The following is a 15,965-nucleotide window of genomic DNA, read 5'->3' as shown; positions in this document are numbered from 1 at the left end:
ACGCGCCCGGAGGGGCCGTTCGGCCCTGGCCCGCCCGTGTCCGCGAAGCGAACGCCCGCTCCGCACAATGCACTTGACGGGGTCAAGTCAAGATCTGTCTTTTCCTGCGAACGTCCAGTCGAATGACGTCACTTGACTACACGCGTTCATCGTGCGCGGACCTTTCCATGGCCCATGACCCCCCTTCCGCGCGCATGGACGCGGCAGGGGAGGACCACAAGTGACCAGTGGACGCTGGACGTTCAGAACGGCCGCGATCGGTGTCGCGCTCGCGGCGGCCACCGCCACGTTCTCGACGTTCGCCGTGGCGGAGGCCGGGACGACGGCCGACTCCGCCGCCGTGACCCGGCACGACCCGCAGCCGGTCGAGCAGCACGCACACAGGGCACCGACGCGATCTGGGCCCACCGCTGGTACGCCTTCGGCAGCGACGCCGGCTCCACCGGCCCCGAGTACAACAAGCTCGGCGGCGCACAGATCGGCGACACCGGCATCGGGGTCGGCGACTACACCATCCAGCCGGAGAACGGCGGCCTCGGCGTCTTCGCCCACGAGTACGGCCACGACCTCGGGCTGCCGGACGAGTACGACACCGCCGGCGGCGAGAACCCCACCGGCTTCTGGACGCTGATGTCCTCCGGCTCCTGGCTCGGCCGCGGCAAGGACGCCATCGGCGACCTGCCGGGCGACATGAACGCCTGGGACAAGCTGCAACTGGGCTGGCTCGACTACGACATCGCCAAGGCCGGCGTGAGCTCCTCGCACAAGCTGGGCCCCTCCGAGTACAACACCAAGGACCCGCAGGCCGTGGTGGTCTCCCTGCCCGCCAAGCCGGTCACCACCCAGATCGTGACCCCGCCCCAGGGCGCCACCCAGTGGTGGAGCGGCAGCGGCCACTACCTGAAGAACACCCTGACCCGGTCCGTGGACCTCACCGGCAAGAAGTCGGCCGCCCTCACCCTCGACGGCTGGTACGACATCGAGGCCAACTACGACTTCCTCTACACCGAGGTCTCCACCGACGGCGGCGCCAACTTCACCGCCCTGGACGGCACGGTGGACGGCCGGCCGATCCCGCGCGACGGCAGCAACAAGCCGGCCCTGCACGGCTCGGTCGACGGCTGGAAGAAGCTGTCGTACTCCCTCGACGCCTACGCGGGCCAGGAGATCCAGCTCCGCTTCCGCTACCAGACCGACGGCGGGGTGGCGCTGAAGGGCTTCGCCGCGGACGAGGTCACGCTGACCGCGGACGGCTCGGTGCTCTTCGCGGACGACGCCGAGACCGCGGACCCGGCGTGGACGGCGAACGGCTTCTCCCGCATCGGCGAGTCCTTCACCAAGGACTACAAGCAGTACTACATCGCCGAGAACCGCCAGTACGTGTCGTACGACACCACGCTGGAGACCGGCCCGTACAACTTCGGCTTCGCCGACCGTCCGGACTGGGTGGAGCACTTCCCGTACCAGAACGGCCTGCTGATCTGGAAGTGGGACACCTCCCAGGCCGACAACAACACCAGCAAGCACCCGGGCACCGGCCGGATCCTCCCGGTCGACTCGCACCCGGACGCACTGAAGTGGTCGGACGGCACGCTGATGCGCAACCGCATCCAGACCTACGACTCGACGTTCAGCCTGTACAGCACGGACGGCATCACGCTGCACAAGGCGGGCGTGCCGACCAGGATCAAGTCGTCGCAGGGGGTGTCGGTCTTCAACGACCGCACCAACACCTACTACGACCCCGCGAACCCGGCCGGCGGTGTCAAGATCACTGACACCAACACCAAGATCAAGATCACCAAGGAGGCCAAGGACGGCTCCTCGATCGAGATCGAGATCGGCAGCGCGCTGAAGTAATCGGTATTTACGCAGGTCAGAAGCACATCGGCGGCAACCCTCTGGCGGGTTGCCGCCGATCGTGTTTAGGTGCGTCCTGTGACCCGCTTATTGACACCGACCGGAACGGGGGAGTGACCGCATGGCCGCAGGAGGTTTCTGCAAGCTGCCGAACGGCACCGTGGTGGTGGCGCTGAACCTGCCCAGCCCCGCCCTCGACGGCACCGGCGGCGTGCGCGTGCTCGTCCACGCGCACAACCGCGCCCGGGCCCTGACCCGGCTGCGCAACCTGGGCCTGCGCGCGGTCTACCTGCGGGGCAACGCGGCTCCGCCGACCCCGGACGAGGTCACCGCGGTCCTGCACCACCCCGACGGCCTGATATGGCGCACGTCACCCGGCGACACGGTCGGCGCCCCGGAGCTGTGGCACCCGATCAGAGCCCTGCTGCGCAGACCGGCCACACACCGGCAGGCGTCGTGACGGCGCGCTCCGGACACGGCCCGGACAGGCCCGGGGCACGACCTGGGGGCCGGCTGGGGCCTTTCGTTCGGATCGTGCCGGCTCGCGGGCACTGGTGCCGCTCCCCCAAGCTCTTCGACCAGGGGGACCCGCAGCCGCGTTGTCGTCGGTCGGCAGGGCTCCGCCCTGCCGCCCTCCTCCGCCTTGCGATCCACGGAAGACCCTAGGGCGCGTTTCGAAAGTCCCGCCTGCCCCGCGACGCCTGGCACGGCGCCTCGCCGCGTTGTCGGGATCGCCCGCGTACGCCCACCGCAGAGGCCAGCCGTCGTCCACGACGCAGCGGGCCAGGCGCAGGCGTCCGGTCTCGGTCAGCGGTGCGTTACGGTGCGGCATGAGGGCCTTTCTGGTCGCCGGTGCAGATGTGGCAATCCACACCGAGCCAGAGGGCCCTCACCCATTTCAAGATCACACGTCAGTGATCGCTGTCACCAACCTCCGTGGACAGAACACCTAGGCGACGACCGGCTTGCCCGTGAGTTCCACGCCCGCCTGCCGCAGCTCCTCCAGCGCCCGTTCGGTGGTCGCCTGGGCCACCCCGGCGGTGAGGTCCAGCAGCACCTGGGTGCGGAAGCCCTCCTTCACGGCGTCCAGGGCGGTGGCGCGCACGCAGTGGTCCGTGGCGATCCCGACCACGTCCACCTCGTCGATCTGCCGGGCCTTGAGCCAGCCGGCCAGCGGCTCGCCGTTCTCGTCGGTGCCCTCGAAGCCGCTGTAGGCCGCGGAGTAGGCGCCCTTGTCGAAGACCGCGTCGACGGCTCCGGAGGCGACGGCGGGGGCGAAGTTGGGATGGAAGCCCACGCCCTCGGTGCCCGCGACGCAGTGCGCGGGCCAGGAGCGGACGAAGTCGGGGTTGTCGGCGAAGTGGCCGCCGGGCGCGATGTGGTGGTCCCGGGTCGCCACCACGTGCCGGTAGCCCGCGGGCGCCTGCCCGACGAGCTCGGTGATGGCGGCGGCGACGTCGGCGCCCCCGGCCACCGCGAGGCTGCCCCCCTCGCAGAAGTCGTTCTGCACATCGACGACGATCAAGGCGCGGCGCATGGTCGGTGTCCTTCGGCTGTCGGATCGGTGGGCGGAGGGGGCGCGGGTCCGGTCATGAGGCCACGGGCCCAGGGACTCCGCCACTCGGACGGGAGGGGACTTTCGGGGGCGTACCGAAGCGGGGGCACGGGCTTTAGCTACCCGAGCCTCCGTGGACGTACTCCGTCGGAAGGACGGGTTCCCCTCGGGAGAGCTGGGTCGCCGACAGCGGCAGGTTGGCGCGGGCGCCCGCGTGCCGCTCCCGGGCGGCGTCCAGCGGCTCGCGGGCGACCACCTCGCCGCCCTTGACCAGCTCCACCAGGAGCTGCCGACCGTCCAGTCCGTCCGGCACCGGACCGGTGCCCACGACCTCGGCCTCCGCGACCCCGTGCGCGTCCAGCCGGCGCGCCGCCCACTTGCGGCCGCCGATGGAGGTCTTGCCGCCGGTGGACTTCTTCGCCACCGGCACCAGCGGCGCCCCGGCGTCGGTGGTCTCGGCGCGCGCGACCAGCTTGTACACCATGGAAGCCGTCGGGTGGCCGGAGCCGGTGACCAGTTGCGTGCCGACGCCGTAGGCGTCCACGGGCGCCGCCGCCAGCGAGGCGATGGCGTACTCGTCCAGGTCCGAGGTGACGATGATCTTCGTGTCCCGGGCGCCCAGCTCGTCGAGCTGCTGGCGCACCCGGTGCGCGACCAGCAGCAGGTCCCCGGAGTCGATGCGCACCGAGCCCAGCTCGGGCCCGGCGATCTCGACGGCCGTACGGACCGCCTCGGCCACGTCGTAGGTGTCCACCAGCAGTGTGGTGTCCCGGCCGAGGGAGTCGACCTGCGCCTGGAATGCGTCCCGCTCGCGGTCGTGCAGCAGGGTGAAGGCGTGGGCGGAGGTGCCCACCGTCGGGATGTTGTAGCGGAAGCCGGCGGCCAGGTCGGAGGTGGAGGTGAAGCCGCCGACGTAGGCGGCCCGGGAGGCGGCGACCGCGGCCAGCTCGTGGGTGCGGCGGGCGCCCATCTCGATCAGCGGGCGGTCGCCCGCGGCCGAGGCCATCCGGGAGGCGGCGGCCGCGATCGCCGAGTCGTGGTTGAGGATCGACAGGATCACGGTCTCCAGCAGCACGCACTCGCCGAACGACCCCTCCACCCGCATGATCGGCGAGCCCGGGAAGTACACCTCACCCTCGGGGTAGCCCCAGATGTCCCCGCCGAACCGGTAGTCGGCGAGCCATTCCAGGGTCGGCTCGTCCACCACCTGGCGCTCGCGCAGGAAAGCGAGGACGCCCGCGTCGAAGCGGAAGTTCTCCACCGCGTCCAGCACCCGCCCGGTGCCGCCCACGACCCCGTAGCGGCGCCCGTCGGGCAGCCGCCGGGTGAAGACCTCGAAGACGCTGCGCCGCCCGGCTGTCCCGGCCTTCAGAGCGGCCTGGAGCATCGTCAGCTCGTAGTGATCGGTGAACAGAGCCGTCGAGGGAACGTCCACCGGCAGCCCAAGGTCCGCAACGCCCACCGAAGCTCTCCTAGACAAGTCGTGCGGGTGCCCCCGGCGTCGGCCGGGGGTCCGGGGACCGTCCCCGGATGATGCCTGGCGAAGAATCGTACTCCCATTTCGTCAGACTGACGATTTGGCCCTCGGCTTATGCGAGTACCCCCTCGGGATGGCAGCATGGGCCGTGTGACGGCAGCCGCACCCATCGAGATCGAGAAGACCGAGTCGGCGGAGGAGGTATTCGCCGTACCCGAGCCCGACGTGCCCTGGGTGACGATCGTCCACAACGACCCCGTCAATCTCATGAGCTATGTGACGTACGTCTTCCAGACGTACTTCGGCTACTCCAAGGACAAGGCCACCAAGCTCATGCTCGACGTCCACCACAAAGGCCGGGCGATCGTCTCCAGCGGAACCCGCGAGGAGATGGAACGGGACGTGCAGGCCATGCACGGCTATGGTCTGTGGGCCACCCTGCAGCAGGACCGGAAGTAGCGAACTCCCTTCATGCCCGGAACCTTTGAACCGCTCCCCGGCGGCGGCGCGTCCGTCGCCCTCGACGACGTCGAGATCTCCATCATCCGCTCGCTGGCCGTGCAGCTGCTCGAGCTGATCGGACCCGGTCCCGCCGAGGACACCCCCGCCGACCCGCTCGCCGAGCTGTTCGCCGAGGGCCCGAGCGAACCGCCCTCCGACCCCGTCCTCAAGCGGCTCTTCCCGGACGCCTACCGCGACCCCGAGCAGACTCCCGGCAACCCGCAGGAGGCCGCCGAGCAGCGCGCCCACTCCGCCGAGTTCCGCCGCTACACCGAGAACGACCTGCGGGCCGGCAAGCGCGAGAACGCCCTCGCGGTGATCCACTCGCTCAACGCGCTCGCCCCGGGCGAAGGCGGCCTGGCGGTGCTGGAGCTGACGCCGGCCGAGTCCCGGCGGTGGCTCGGCGCGCTCAACGACCTGCGGCTGGCCATCGGCTCCCGGCTGGAGATCACCGACGAGGACGACACGGACGACTTCTACCGCCTGCCGGACGAGGATCCGCGCAAGCCGATGGTGATGGCCTACCTGTGGCTGGGCGGGCTCCAGGAGACCCTCGTCTCCACTCTCATGCCGTAGCCCCGCGCCTCTCATGCCGTAGCCCCATGCCGTGATCCATCCGGCTCATGCCGTGATCCACCCGGCTCATGCCGTGATCCATCCGGCTCATGCCGTGATCCACCCGGCTCATGCCGTGATCCACCCGGCTCATGCCGTGATCCACCCGGTACGTCCGGATTCCGCGTTCGCTCAGGGGACGCTCAAATCCGGATAACGATCAGGTCACCGCGGCGGCCGGGTATGGGTGCGCTCTGCGTGCTTCGTCCGCTTCTTCCCGTGGGATGCATCACACAGCTCGCCGTCGATCAGTGTTGCGGCCGTGATAAATCTTCACGACCGCCCGGCGGACACCACCCATGTCCGGCCGGGTGCGCCACCGAGCCGGCAACCACCGGCCAGGCACAGCGGATCCGGGGAGACCCGGCACGCGCTCCATCAATCCGGGGGGATCGAAACCCGATCCGGGGCCGACCGAAGGGCCCGGGTCGGCATGGAGAAAGGCGCACACCACATGACCTCACCGCAGGTCACGGAAACCCCCGAAGAGGGGTACGAGCGAGGGCTCGGCAGCCGCCAGGTCCAGATGATCGCCATCGGCGGCGCCATCGGCGTCGGCCTCTTCCTGGGCGCGGGGGCGAACATCGCCAAGGCCGGACCCAGCCTCATCGTCATGTACGCCCTCGCAGGCCTGATCATCTTCTTCATCATGCGGGCGCTCGGCGAACTCCTGCTCTACCGCCCCGTCTCCGGCTCCTTCGCGGAGTACTCCCGCGAGTTCCTCGGCCCGTTCTTCGGCTTCTTCACCGGCTGGACGTACTGGCTGATGTGGGTGGTGACCGGAATGGCCGAGCTCACGGCCGCCGCGATCTACGTCCACTACTGGTTCCCGGCCATCCCGCAGTGGGTGACCGCGCTGGTGTTCCTGGTCGTCCTGTTCGTGGCCAACCTGATCTCCGTGAAGCTCTTCGGCGAGATCGAGTTCTGGTTCTCGATGGTCAAGGTCACCGCCCTCATCGGCATGATCGTGATCGGTCTGGGCGTCCTCACCTTCGGCTTCAGCGCCGCCGGTGACACCGCCACCGTCACCAACCTCTGGGAGTTCGACGGCTTCTTCCCCAAGGGCATCGGATCCTCCCTGATGACCCTCCAGGGCGTGATGTTCGCCTACCTCGCCGTCGAACTGGTCGGCGTCACCGCGGGCGAGTCCGAGAACCCGGAGAAGACCCTCCCCAAGGCGATCAACACCCTGCCCTGGCGGATCGCCCTGTTCTACGTCGGCGCCCTCACCGTCATCCTGTGCGTGGTGAAGTGGACCGAGTTCGCCCCGGGCGTCAGCCCCTTCGTGAAGGCGTTCGCGGTCATCGGCATCCCGGCCGGCGCGGGCATCGTGAACTTCGTGGTGCTCACCGCGGCCCTGTCCTCCTGCAACTCCGGCATGTACTCCACCGGCCGCATGCTGCGCACCCTCGCGGACAACGGCGAGGCCCCCCGGTTCTTCAGCCGCCTGTCGAGCTCGAAGACCCCGGCGCTCGGCATCACCGTCTCCGTCGCCTTCATGGGCATCGGCGTGGTGCTGAACTACGTCGTCCCGGAGAAGGCCTTCGGCTACGTCACCTCCGTCGCCACCGCGGCCGGCATCTGGACCTGGCTGATGATCCTGATCAGCCACGTCCTGTACCGCCGGGGCGTCGAGGCGGGCCGGCTGCGCGCCTCTTCCTTCCCGGCTCCCGGCGGCGCCAAGTGCTCCTACGTCGCCATCGCGTTCCTGCTCTTCGTCACCGGCCTGATCGCGTACGACGCCGACTCCCGCGTCTGCCTGTACGTGATGGCCGGGTGGGCCGCCGCCCTGGCCATCGGCTGGGCGGTCCTCAAGACCCGCAACCCGCAGGTCGCCGACCGCCGCGAGCCGCAGCTCGAGAAGGTCGGCTGACCCCGCGGCGCTCCAGGACCGGACGTCCGGCGGGAGCGGGCACCCAAGGGCGCCCGCTCCCGCGGCCGCTCAGGACGTCCGCAATGTGGGCCGTTCCGTACCGAACTCCGGTACGGAACGGCCCGCCTGTCTATGCTGGCCGCCATGCTGACCCTTACCCAGGCCCTCTACGACCAGATCGTCGCCCACGCCCGCAAGGACCACCCCGACGAGGCGTGCGGCGTCGTGGCCGGCCCCGTGGGCTCCGGCCGGCCCGAGCGGTTCATCCCCATGGTGAACGCGGCCCGCTCGCCCACCTTCTACGAGTTCGGCTCGCAGGACCTGCTCAAGCTCTACCGGGAGATGGACGACCGGGACGAGGAGCCGGTGATCGTCTACCACTCGCACACCGCGACCGAGGCCTACCCCTCCCGCACCGACATCAGCTACGCCAACGAGCCGGGCGCGCACTACGTCCTGGTCTCCACGGCCGACACCGACGGGCTCGGCGAGTTCCAGTTCCGGTCGTTCCGCATCGTGGAGGGCGAGGTCACGGAGGAGGAGGTCAAGGTGGTGGAGGCGTACTGAGCGCGGAACGTCTCGTGAAGTGGATGGGAACTGTCCGAGTTCCGAGATCACACTCCGGATCCCGGACCGGGAATCGATACGATGACCGCATGGTTCTCCACGACGTGAGCGAGAAGACGCCGGGCATGCTGCTCGTGGCGCGGCTGCACGTCGACCTGTGCAGGCTGAACAGCGCCATCTGTTGACGTTCCGCGCCGCCGCACGGCCGTGAGGGCCGCGGCGCGCCCCCAGTGCCGAAAGCCTGGGGGTACCCCCCACCGTGCGCCCGGCCGCGTCCGAGCCGGGGTCCACCCCGACGACATCCTTACCGACAGGAGCCCGCAACCATGGCCATCGAGGTCCGCATCCCCACCATCCTCCGCCAGTACACCGACGGCCAGAAGGCCGTGGACGGCAACGGGGAGACCCTCGCCGAGCTCTTCGCCGACCTCGAGACCCGGCACCCGGGCATCCAGGCCCGCATCGTGGACGGCGAGCAGCTGCGCCGCTTCGTCAACGTCTACCTGAACGACGAGGACGTGCGCTTCCTGGACGGCATCTCCACCAAGCTCGCCGACGGCGACAACGTGACGATCCTGCCGGCCGTCGCCGGCGGCATGCGCTGATCGGTCGCTGATCAGCGATGCGTTACGACTCCCCGCTGGCGGCGGTGGGCAACACCCCGCTGGTGTGCCTGCCGCGGCTGTCGCCGTCGGCCGACGTCCGTATCTGGGCGAAGCTGGAGGACCGCAACCCGACCGGCTCGATCAAGGACCGGCCTGCCCTGCACATGATCGAGCAGGCGGAGAAGGACGGCCGGCTCACCCCGGGCTGCACGATCCTCGAACCCACCTCCGGCAACACCGGCATCTCGCTGGCCATGGCGGCCAAGCTCAAGGGCTACCGCATGGTGTGCGTGATGCCCGAGAACACCTCGCGGGAGCGCCGGGACCTGCTCGGCATGTGGGGAGCGGAGATCATCTCCTCCCCGGCCGCGGGCGGCTCCAACACCGCCGTGCGCGTCGCCAAGGAACTGGCCGCCGAGCACCCGGACTGGGTGATGCTCTACCAGTACGGCAACCCGGACAACGCCGGTGCCCACTACGCCACCACCGGCCCCGAGATCCTCGCCGACCTGCCCTCCATCACGCACTTCGTCGCGGGCCTCGGCACCACGGGCACCCTCATGGGCGTCGGCCGCTACCTGCGCGAGCACCAGCCGGACGTGAAGATCGTCGCCGCCGAGCCACGCTACGACGACCTCGTGTACGGACTGCGCAACCTCGACGAGGGCTTCGTCCCCGAGCTCTACGACGCCTCCGTCCTCACCAACCGCTACTCGGTCGGCTCGGCCGACGCGGTCACCCGCACCCGTGAACTCCTCCAGCAGGAGGGCATCTTCGCGGGCGTCTCCACCGGCGCCGCCCTGCACGCGGCGATCGGCGTCGGGAAGAAGGCGCTGAAGGCGGGCGAGAGCGCCGACATCGTGTTCATCGTCGCCGACGGCGGCTGGAAGTACCTCTCCACCGGCGTCTACACCGCGGCCACCACCGAGGAGGCCATCGAGACCCTCCAGGGCCAGCTCTGGGCGTAGGGCCTGCCGCCCACCGCCATGTCCGCACGCGGGGCCCCGGCCGTCGTATCGGCCGGGGCCCCGGCGTGCGTGGGGGACGGGATCCTGATGTGCTGGAGGAACGTCACACCGGCAGAAGGACAGGGCACGGCACCCCGGGCACAGCAGAAAGGCGGCCGCCCCCATGCGCCGTTCGACGCTTCACGCCACCACCGTCACCGCCGCGGCGGCGACCCTGCTCCTCGTCGGCTGCGGCGCACAGCACGACGGCGCGGGCTCCGGCAAGGACGGCGCGCTCTCCCCGCCGACGACCGCGCCCGCATCCCCGCCCGGGTCCGCCTCAGCGTCCGGGTCCGCACCCTTGCCGGGATCCGCCTCCCCCTCCGGGACCGCCCCGGCCTCCTCCGCCCGCCCCGCCCCCGGCTGCACGGACCGCGCCGAACTCACCGCCGCCGACTCCGGGCGCGCCCTCTGCCTGACCGTCGGCGGACAGGTGCGGCTCACCCTGGACGGCACCAAGGACCGCCCCTGGACACCGGTCAGGTCCAGCGGCACCGCGCTGCGGGCGACCAACGCCGGCATCGTGATCCTGCCGGGCGACGCCGTCGCCGCCTTCGACGCCGTCACGCCCGGAACGGCCCGGCTCACCTCCGCCCGCCCGCTGTGCGCGGCGGGCCCCGGCCGGATCGCATGCCAGGGCATCCAGCAGTGGACGGTCACCGTGCGGGTGACAGGGCCATGAGCGCGACGCGCCTCGGCGCACATACACGGCAGCGCCGTGCCCGCCTCGCTCAGCCGGGTCGTGCCCGCCTCGCTCAGCCGGGTCGTGCCCGCCTCGCTCAGCCGGGTCGTGCCCGCCTCGCTCAGCCGGGCCGTGCCCGCCTCGCTCAGCCGGGCCGTGCCCGCCTCGCTCAGCCGGGCCGTGCCCGCCTCGCTCAGCCGGGCCGTGCCCGCCTCGCTCAGCCGGCCAGATACCGCACCTGGTCCCAGAGCACCGGGTCCACGACCCCCACCCGGCGGCGGAAGTCCCACACCGGCACCTCCCGGACCTCGTCGGTCTCCAGGAAGCTGGCCCGCCCCTGCGCGTCCCCCACCGAGCCGGGCGGCAGCGGGATCACTCCGGAGCGCTCGTCGTGGTATCTGCTGGTGATCTCCGCGACCCTGGCGCGCTTGCCGTGCACCGCCAGCACCAGACAGGGCCGGTCCTTCGTCCCCGGCCCCTCGCCGTGGGGCACGCTGGCCCACCAGATCTCCGCGGGCTGCGGACGCGCCGCGGCACGGCGGCCGGCCGGGCGGCCGGGACGCAGCTTGCCTCTCGGGGGCCGGCGGCCCCGCCCCCAGCCGTCGACGAGCGTGGCGACGAGCGCGAGCAGCACCACCGCCGCGAGCGCCAGCCACCAGGACGTGTCCACAACCATGACGTTACCGGCGTGCGATCCACGGTGCGCGCCCTTCAATTCCCCCAATGCGCCCCAGGTCCAGCCGAACCGGTGACACCACAGGTGAGTTCGCCCACAACAGCCCTTGCCGGAGCAGCGACCGGACGTATCGCGCCTTACGCTCGACGGACCGCACGACCCCCGTCACCTTCCTCTTTGAAGTTTCCCGCCAGCGGAGGTTTCTGCTTCATGAAGCTCACCGTCGTCGGCTGCTCGGGGTCGTTCCCGTCCGCGGAATCGGCCTGCTCGAGCTACCTCGTCGAGGCCGACGGCTTCCGGCTGCTTCTCGACCTGGGCAACGGCGCCCTGGGCGAGTTGCAGCGCCACTGCGGTCTCTACGACCTCGACGCCATCTTTCTGAGTCATCTGCACGCCGACCACTGCATCGACATGCTCGGCTACTTCGTCGCGCGCTACTACCGGTACGACGGAGGCCGTTGCGACCCCATCCCGGTGTACGGGCCCGAGGGCACCGAGCACCGGCTCACCACCGCCTACGCCGACACCCCCACGGCGTCCTCGATGAGCGAGGTCTTCGACTTCCACACGGTCAAGCCCGGCACCTTCGAGATCGGCCCCTTCACCGTGCACACCGAGCGGGTGGCCCACCCCGTGGAGGCCTACGCCATACGCATCGAGCACGGCGGGCGCGCGCTGACGTACTCCGGGGACACCGGGGTGAGCGAGGCGCTGGAGGAACTCGCCCGGGACAGCGACCTCTTCCTGTGCGAGGCCGCCTTCACGGACGGCAAGGAGAACATCCCCGATCTGCACCTCAACGGCCGCGAGGCAGGTGAGGCCGCCGCGCGCGCCCGAGTCCGCCGCCTGGTCCTCACCCACATCCCCCCGTGGACCGACCCGCAGATCAACCTCGCCGACGCCCGCGCGGCCTACGCCGGCCCGGTGGAGCTCGCGGCGCGCGGAGCGTCGTACGACATCTAGGCCCAGGACAGCAGGTCCAGGAGACGAAAGGCCCCCGGAGTCATGGAACTCCGGGGGTCCTCTGACGTCGTGACCGGGCTCACGCCTTGGTGAGTTCCTCGGTCTCCTCCTGGGGCTCGCGGCCTGGGGTGGGGAGATTGAACTTGATGATGGCGAAGCGGAACACGGTGTAGTAGATCACCGCGAATACCAGGCCGATCGGGATGATCATCCATGGCTTGGTCGCCAGGTTCCAGTTGAGGGCGTAGTCGATGAAGCCGGCGGAGAAGGTGAAGCCGGCGTGAACGCCGAACGCCCAGGTGATCGCCATGGACACGGCGGTCAGCACCGCGTGGATCGCGTAGAGCACCGGCGCGATGAACATGAACGCGAACTCGATCGGCTCGGTCACGCCGGTCACGAAGGAGGTCAGCGCGAGCGAGACCATCATGCCCGTCACGACCTTGCGCCGCTCGGGACGGGCGCAGTGGGCGATCGCGAGGGCGGCGGCCGGCAGACCGAACATCATGATCGGGAAGAAGCCCGACATGAACTGACCGGCGGTCGGATCACCGGCGAAGAAGCGGTTGAGGTCGCCGTGGACCATGTCACCGGACGCGTTCTTGAAGTCGCCGATCTGGAACCAGGAGACCGTGTTGACGAACTGGTGCATGCCGACCGGGATCAGCGCGCGGTTGATCAGACCGAACAGACCGGCACCGAGAGCGCCGAGGCCGGTGATCCACTCGCCGAAGCTGGAGATCCCCTCACCGATCGGCTTCCAGACCAGGCCGAAGAAGACGCCCATCGCGGTGCCGACGAAGGCCATGATGATCGGCACCAGCCGGCGGCCGTTGAAGAAGCCGAGCCAGTCCACGAGCTTCTTGCGGTGGTAGCGCTGCCACAGCACCGCCGACAGCAGACCCATGAGGATGCCGCCGAGCACCCCGGGGTTGTTGTAGGTGGCCTCGACTACCTTCCCGCCCTCGATGTGCTGCTCGGTCAGCGGGAAGGCCTTCAGGACGTTGCTGTAGACCAGGAAACCGACCAGTGCGGCCAGCGCGGTGGAGCCGTCCGACTTCTTGGCGAAGCCGATCGCCACACCGAGGCAGAACAGCATCGGCAGGTTGTCGAAGATCGCGCCGCCGGCCGTGGCGAACACCGCCGTGACCTTGTCGGGCAGGTGCAGCTTGTCGTGCAGGTCTTGCTGGCCCAGACGCAGCAGGATGCCCGCGGCCGGCAGCACGGCGATCGGCAGCTGAAGGCTGCGGCCGATCTTCTGAAGGCCCTGGAGCAGGCCCGATCCCCATTTCTTCGAGGGTGCCGCCGTCGACGTGGCGGTGGCGGTGGTCATGACGTCCTCCATCGGGTGGTGGTCTACACCACTCAGTGGTGTAGACCTGTTGTACACGATGAAGGGCGCCCGAGGAACCCGCGATTCCCGCGACCGAACCGCTACGCACCGTGTGGATCCGACTGAGAGTCGGTGATGTGGAGCGGGGAGCGTCTCCGCTCCCGTGCCGGCCCGCGGCCGATCCGGCGGTGCCGGGCCGCGTTTGGCCCCCGCGCCTACACTGGTGTAGACCAGTCGGCGACGGTTCCGCTGCCGTGAGCGCACCATTCTGCACCCATGGCGCGACCGCTCGCAAAGATGGGCAACCATGGGTTACTGCGACAAAGCGGATCGGATCAGGGAGAAGGAACATGGCCACCAAGGCTGAGAAGATCGTCGCCGGGCTGGGCGGCATCCAGAACATCGACGAGATCGAGGGCTGCATCACCCGGCTCCGCACCGAAGTGCACGACGCCTCCCTGGTCGACGAGGCCGCCCTCAAGGCCGCCGGCGCCCATGGCGTCGTCAAGATGGGCACCGCCATCCAGGTCGTCATCGGCACCGACGCCGACCCGATCGCCGCGGAGATCGAAGACATGTTTTGACCGCTCCCCTCCCTGAAGGAAAGGGGATTCCTGGCTCAGGCCGCCTCCTGGAGCAGCGCTCCAGGAGGTCGTGCGCCTTCGACGCCAGCCGGGTCCAGACCTGCCCGGACGAGCATCACGCGGGCGGAGTTCTTGTCGCGGGGACAGGCGGCTCCGCACGCGGTGCAGGTGTAGGTGCGTTCCGACAGCGGCACCGCCTGCTGCGGGCCGCAGAGCACGGCCGGCCCCTGCGGTCCGCCGCGGTTCACCTTCAAGGGGCTCTTCCCGATGCGGGAGGAGCCCTTTGCCCATGGGGGACTACGCTCGACGCCATGTCTCGTATCGACGGCCGCACCCCCGAACAACTCCGCCCGGTCACCATCGAACGCGGGTGGAGCAAGCACGCCGAGGGCTCCGTCCTCGTCTCCTTCGGCGACACCAAGGTCTTCTGCACCGCCTCCGTCACCGAAGGCGTCCCGCGCTGGCGCAAGGGCAGCGGCGAGGGCTGGGTCACCGCCGAGTACGCCATGCTGCCCCGCGCCACCAACACCCGCGGCGACCGCGAATCGGTCAAGGGCAGGATCGGCGGCCGCACCCATGAGATCTCCCGCCTCATCGGCCGCTCCCTGCGCTCGGTCGTCGACTACAAGGCACTCGGCGAGAACACCGTCGTCCTGGACTGCGACGTCCTCCAGGCCGACGGCGGCACCCGGACCGCGGCCATCACGGGTGCCTACGTGGCGCTGGCCGACGCCGTCGCCTGGGCCCGCGGCAAGAAGCTGATCAAGGCCGGCCGCCAGCCGCTCACCGGCACGGTCAGCGCCGTCTCGGTGGGCATCGTCGGCGGTGTGCCGCTGCTCGACCTCTGCTACGAGGAGGACGTCCGCGCCGAGACCGACATGAACGTCGTCTGCACCGGCGACGGCCGCTTCGTCGAGGTCCAGGGCACCGCGGAGGCCGAGCCCTTCGCGCGCGAGGAACTCAACAGCCTCCTCGACCTCGCCGTGGCCGGCTGCACCGAACTCGCGGCGATCCAGCGCACGGCACTCGAGACGGCCCTGGCGAAGTAGAGGAGCAGCCCGTCATGACCCGCTTGATCCTCGCCACCCGCAACGTCGGCAAGATCGTCGAACTCAGGGCGATCCTGGCCGACGCCGGCCTGCCCCACGAACTCGTGGGCACCGACGCCTACCCGGACGTCCCCGACGTCAAGGAGACCGGCGTCACCTTCGCCGAGAACGCCCTGCTGAAGGCCCACGCCCTGGCCCAGGCCACCGGCCTGCCCGCGGTCGCGGACGACTCCGGCCTCTGCGTCGACGTCCTCGGCGGCGCCCCCGGCATCTTCTCGGCCCGCTGGGCCGGTCGCCACGGCGACGACAAGGCCAACCTCGACCTGCTCCTGGCCCAGCTCGCGGACATCTCCGACGATCACAGGGCGGCCCACTTCGCCTGCGCGGCGGCGTTGGCGTTGCCGGACGGCCGGGAGCGGGTCGTCGAAGGCCAGTTGCGGGGCACTCTGCGCCACGAGTCCGCGGGTGCCAACGGCTTCGGCTACGACCCGATCCTCCAGCCCGACGGCGAGACCCGCACCTGCGCGGAGCTGACCCCGGACGAGAAGAACGCGATCAGCCACCGCGGCAAGGCGTTCCGCGCCCTGGTACCGGTGGTGCGGGAGTTGCTCGGATAGC

At 70.1% G+C, this 15,965-nt stretch carries 18 protein-coding genes and 1 pseudogene; 14 read left to right on the top strand and 5 right to left on the bottom strand.

Annotated features, from left to right (window positions below; translation table 11 throughout):
• The first annotated feature begins 174 nt into the window (after positions 1–174).
• Together ACFY4A_RS11115 and ACFY4A_RS11110 are read left to right on the top strand one after the other, a co-directional pair.
• Entirely contained in the window at positions 175–1,860 is a 1,686-nt protein-coding gene (locus ACFY4A_RS11115; protein ID WP_390829121.1) for a M6 family metalloprotease domain-containing protein, read from the top strand.
• 121 nt (positions 1,861–1,981) lie between these two features.
• On the top strand, positions 1,982–2,320 hold the full coding sequence (locus ACFY4A_RS11110; protein WP_390829120.1) for a hypothetical protein: 339 nt from the start codon (positions 1,982–1,984) through the stop codon (positions 2,318–2,320).
• A gap of 489 nt (positions 2,321–2,809) precedes the next feature.
• Here ACFY4A_RS11110 and ACFY4A_RS11105 read toward each other — a convergent pair whose 3' ends face one another.
• Positions 2,810–3,397 carry an isochorismatase family protein gene (locus ACFY4A_RS11105; protein ID WP_390829119.1) on the bottom strand — a complete coding sequence of 196 codons (588 nt, stop codon included), beginning with the start codon at positions 3,395–3,397 and terminating at the stop codon, positions 2,810–2,812.
• 133 nt (positions 3,398–3,530) lie between these two features.
• On the bottom strand, positions 3,531–4,877 hold the full coding sequence (locus tag ACFY4A_RS11100; RefSeq protein ID WP_390829118.1) for a nicotinate phosphoribosyltransferase: 1,347 nt from the start codon (positions 4,875–4,877) through the stop codon (positions 3,531–3,533).
• Between the two features lie 156 nt (positions 4,878–5,033).
• Here ACFY4A_RS11100 and clpS point away from each other — a divergent pair, with 156 nt between their 5' ends.
• The 8 genes from clpS (at position 5,034) to ACFY4A_RS11060 (ending at position 10,742) form a co-directional block, all read left to right on the top strand.
• Positions 5,034–5,351, top strand: a complete 318-nt coding sequence (gene clpS, locus ACFY4A_RS11095; protein WP_141360548.1) for an ATP-dependent Clp protease adapter ClpS — start codon at positions 5,034–5,036, stop codon at positions 5,349–5,351.
• Positions 5,352–5,363: 12 nt separating this feature from the next.
• On the top strand, positions 5,364–5,969 hold the full coding sequence (locus ACFY4A_RS11090) for a DUF2017 domain-containing protein (RefSeq protein ID WP_390829117.1): 606 nt from the start codon (positions 5,364–5,366) through the stop codon (positions 5,967–5,969).
• Between the two features lie 493 nt (positions 5,970–6,462).
• Complete coding sequence (locus ACFY4A_RS11085; RefSeq protein WP_390829116.1) at positions 6,463–7,881, top strand: amino acid permease; 1,419 nt, start codon at positions 6,463–6,465, stop codon at positions 7,879–7,881.
• A 144-nt stretch (positions 7,882–8,025) separates the two neighbouring features.
• Complete coding sequence (locus ACFY4A_RS11080) at positions 8,026–8,448, top strand: Mov34/MPN/PAD-1 family protein (RefSeq protein WP_390829115.1); 423 nt, start codon at positions 8,026–8,028, stop codon at positions 8,446–8,448.
• Between the two features lie 89 nt (positions 8,449–8,537).
• Positions 8,538–8,633: a putative leader peptide gene (locus ACFY4A_RS11075; RefSeq protein WP_390829114.1), complete on the top strand. Its 96-nt coding sequence runs from the start codon at positions 8,538–8,540 to the stop codon at positions 8,631–8,633.
• 141 nt (positions 8,634–8,774) lie between these two features.
• Positions 8,775–9,053 (top strand): MoaD/ThiS family protein, encoded by a 279-nt coding sequence (locus tag ACFY4A_RS11070; RefSeq protein ID WP_390829113.1) that lies wholly within the window; start codon positions 8,775–8,777, stop codon positions 9,051–9,053.
• A gap of 17 nt (positions 9,054–9,070) precedes the next feature.
• A complete protein-coding gene (locus ACFY4A_RS11065) occupies positions 9,071–10,021 on the top strand; it encodes a PLP-dependent cysteine synthase family protein (protein ID WP_390829112.1) in 951 nt (316 codons plus the stop codon).
• Between the two features lie 163 nt (positions 10,022–10,184).
• Positions 10,185–10,742 carry a hypothetical protein gene (locus tag ACFY4A_RS11060; protein ID WP_390829111.1) on the top strand — a complete coding sequence of 186 codons (558 nt, stop codon included), beginning with the start codon at positions 10,185–10,187 and terminating at the stop codon, positions 10,740–10,742.
• Between the two features lie 217 nt (positions 10,743–10,959).
• Here the strand turns inward: ACFY4A_RS11060 and ACFY4A_RS11055 are convergent, their stop codons facing one another.
• Positions 10,960–11,412 carry a type II toxin-antitoxin system PemK/MazF family toxin gene (locus ACFY4A_RS11055; protein ID WP_390829110.1) on the bottom strand — a complete coding sequence of 151 codons (453 nt, stop codon included), beginning with the start codon at positions 11,410–11,412 and terminating at the stop codon, positions 10,960–10,962.
• Between the two features lie 216 nt (positions 11,413–11,628).
• Here ACFY4A_RS11055 and ACFY4A_RS11050 point away from each other — a divergent pair, with 216 nt between their 5' ends.
• Positions 11,629–12,381 carry an MBL fold metallo-hydrolase gene (locus tag ACFY4A_RS11050; protein WP_390829109.1) on the top strand — a complete coding sequence of 251 codons (753 nt, stop codon included), beginning with the start codon at positions 11,629–11,631 and terminating at the stop codon, positions 12,379–12,381.
• A 79-nt stretch (positions 12,382–12,460) separates the two neighbouring features.
• On the opposite strand, the gene ACFY4A_RS11045 is transcribed toward ACFY4A_RS11050, so the two are convergent.
• The gene (locus tag ACFY4A_RS11045) at positions 12,461–13,714 is read right to left on the bottom strand and encodes a PTS transporter subunit EIIC (protein ID WP_390829108.1); all 1,254 of its coding nucleotides are present in this window, start codon (positions 13,712–13,714) and stop codon (positions 12,461–12,463) included.
• Positions 13,715–14,064: 350 nt separating this feature from the next.
• Between ACFY4A_RS11045 and ACFY4A_RS11040 the strand changes: the two genes are divergently transcribed.
• Entirely contained in the window at positions 14,065–14,298 is a 234-nt protein-coding gene (locus tag ACFY4A_RS11040) for a glucose PTS transporter subunit EIIB (protein WP_390829107.1), read from the top strand.
• Positions 14,299–14,333: 35 nt separating this feature from the next.
• On the opposite strand, the pseudogene ACFY4A_RS11035 reads toward ACFY4A_RS11040, so the two are convergent.
• A pseudogene (locus ACFY4A_RS11035) lies at positions 14,334–14,495 on the bottom strand (RNA-guided endonuclease TnpB family protein); the annotation flags it as partial.
• A 114-nt stretch (positions 14,496–14,609) separates the two neighbouring features.
• Between ACFY4A_RS11035 and rph the strand changes: the two are divergent.
• Positions 14,610–15,347: a ribonuclease PH gene (gene rph, locus ACFY4A_RS11030; protein WP_390829106.1), complete on the top strand. Its 738-nt coding sequence runs from the start codon at positions 14,610–14,612 to the stop codon at positions 15,345–15,347.
• 14 nt (positions 15,348–15,361) lie between these two features.
• Positions 15,362–15,964, top strand: coding sequence for an RdgB/HAM1 family non-canonical purine NTP pyrophosphatase (rdgB, locus tag ACFY4A_RS11025; RefSeq protein ID WP_390829105.1), 603 nt, complete (start codon positions 15,362–15,364; stop codon positions 15,962–15,964).
• Position 15,965 lies beyond the last annotated feature (1 nt).

This window comes from Streptomyces sp. NPDC001292 (assembly GCF_042896465.1).
Lineage (GTDB): Bacteria > Actinomycetota > Actinomycetes > Streptomycetales > Streptomycetaceae > Streptomyces.
The sequence above is the reverse complement of the archived record's forward strand: the minus strand, read 5'-3'. Positions and strand labels throughout refer to the sequence as shown.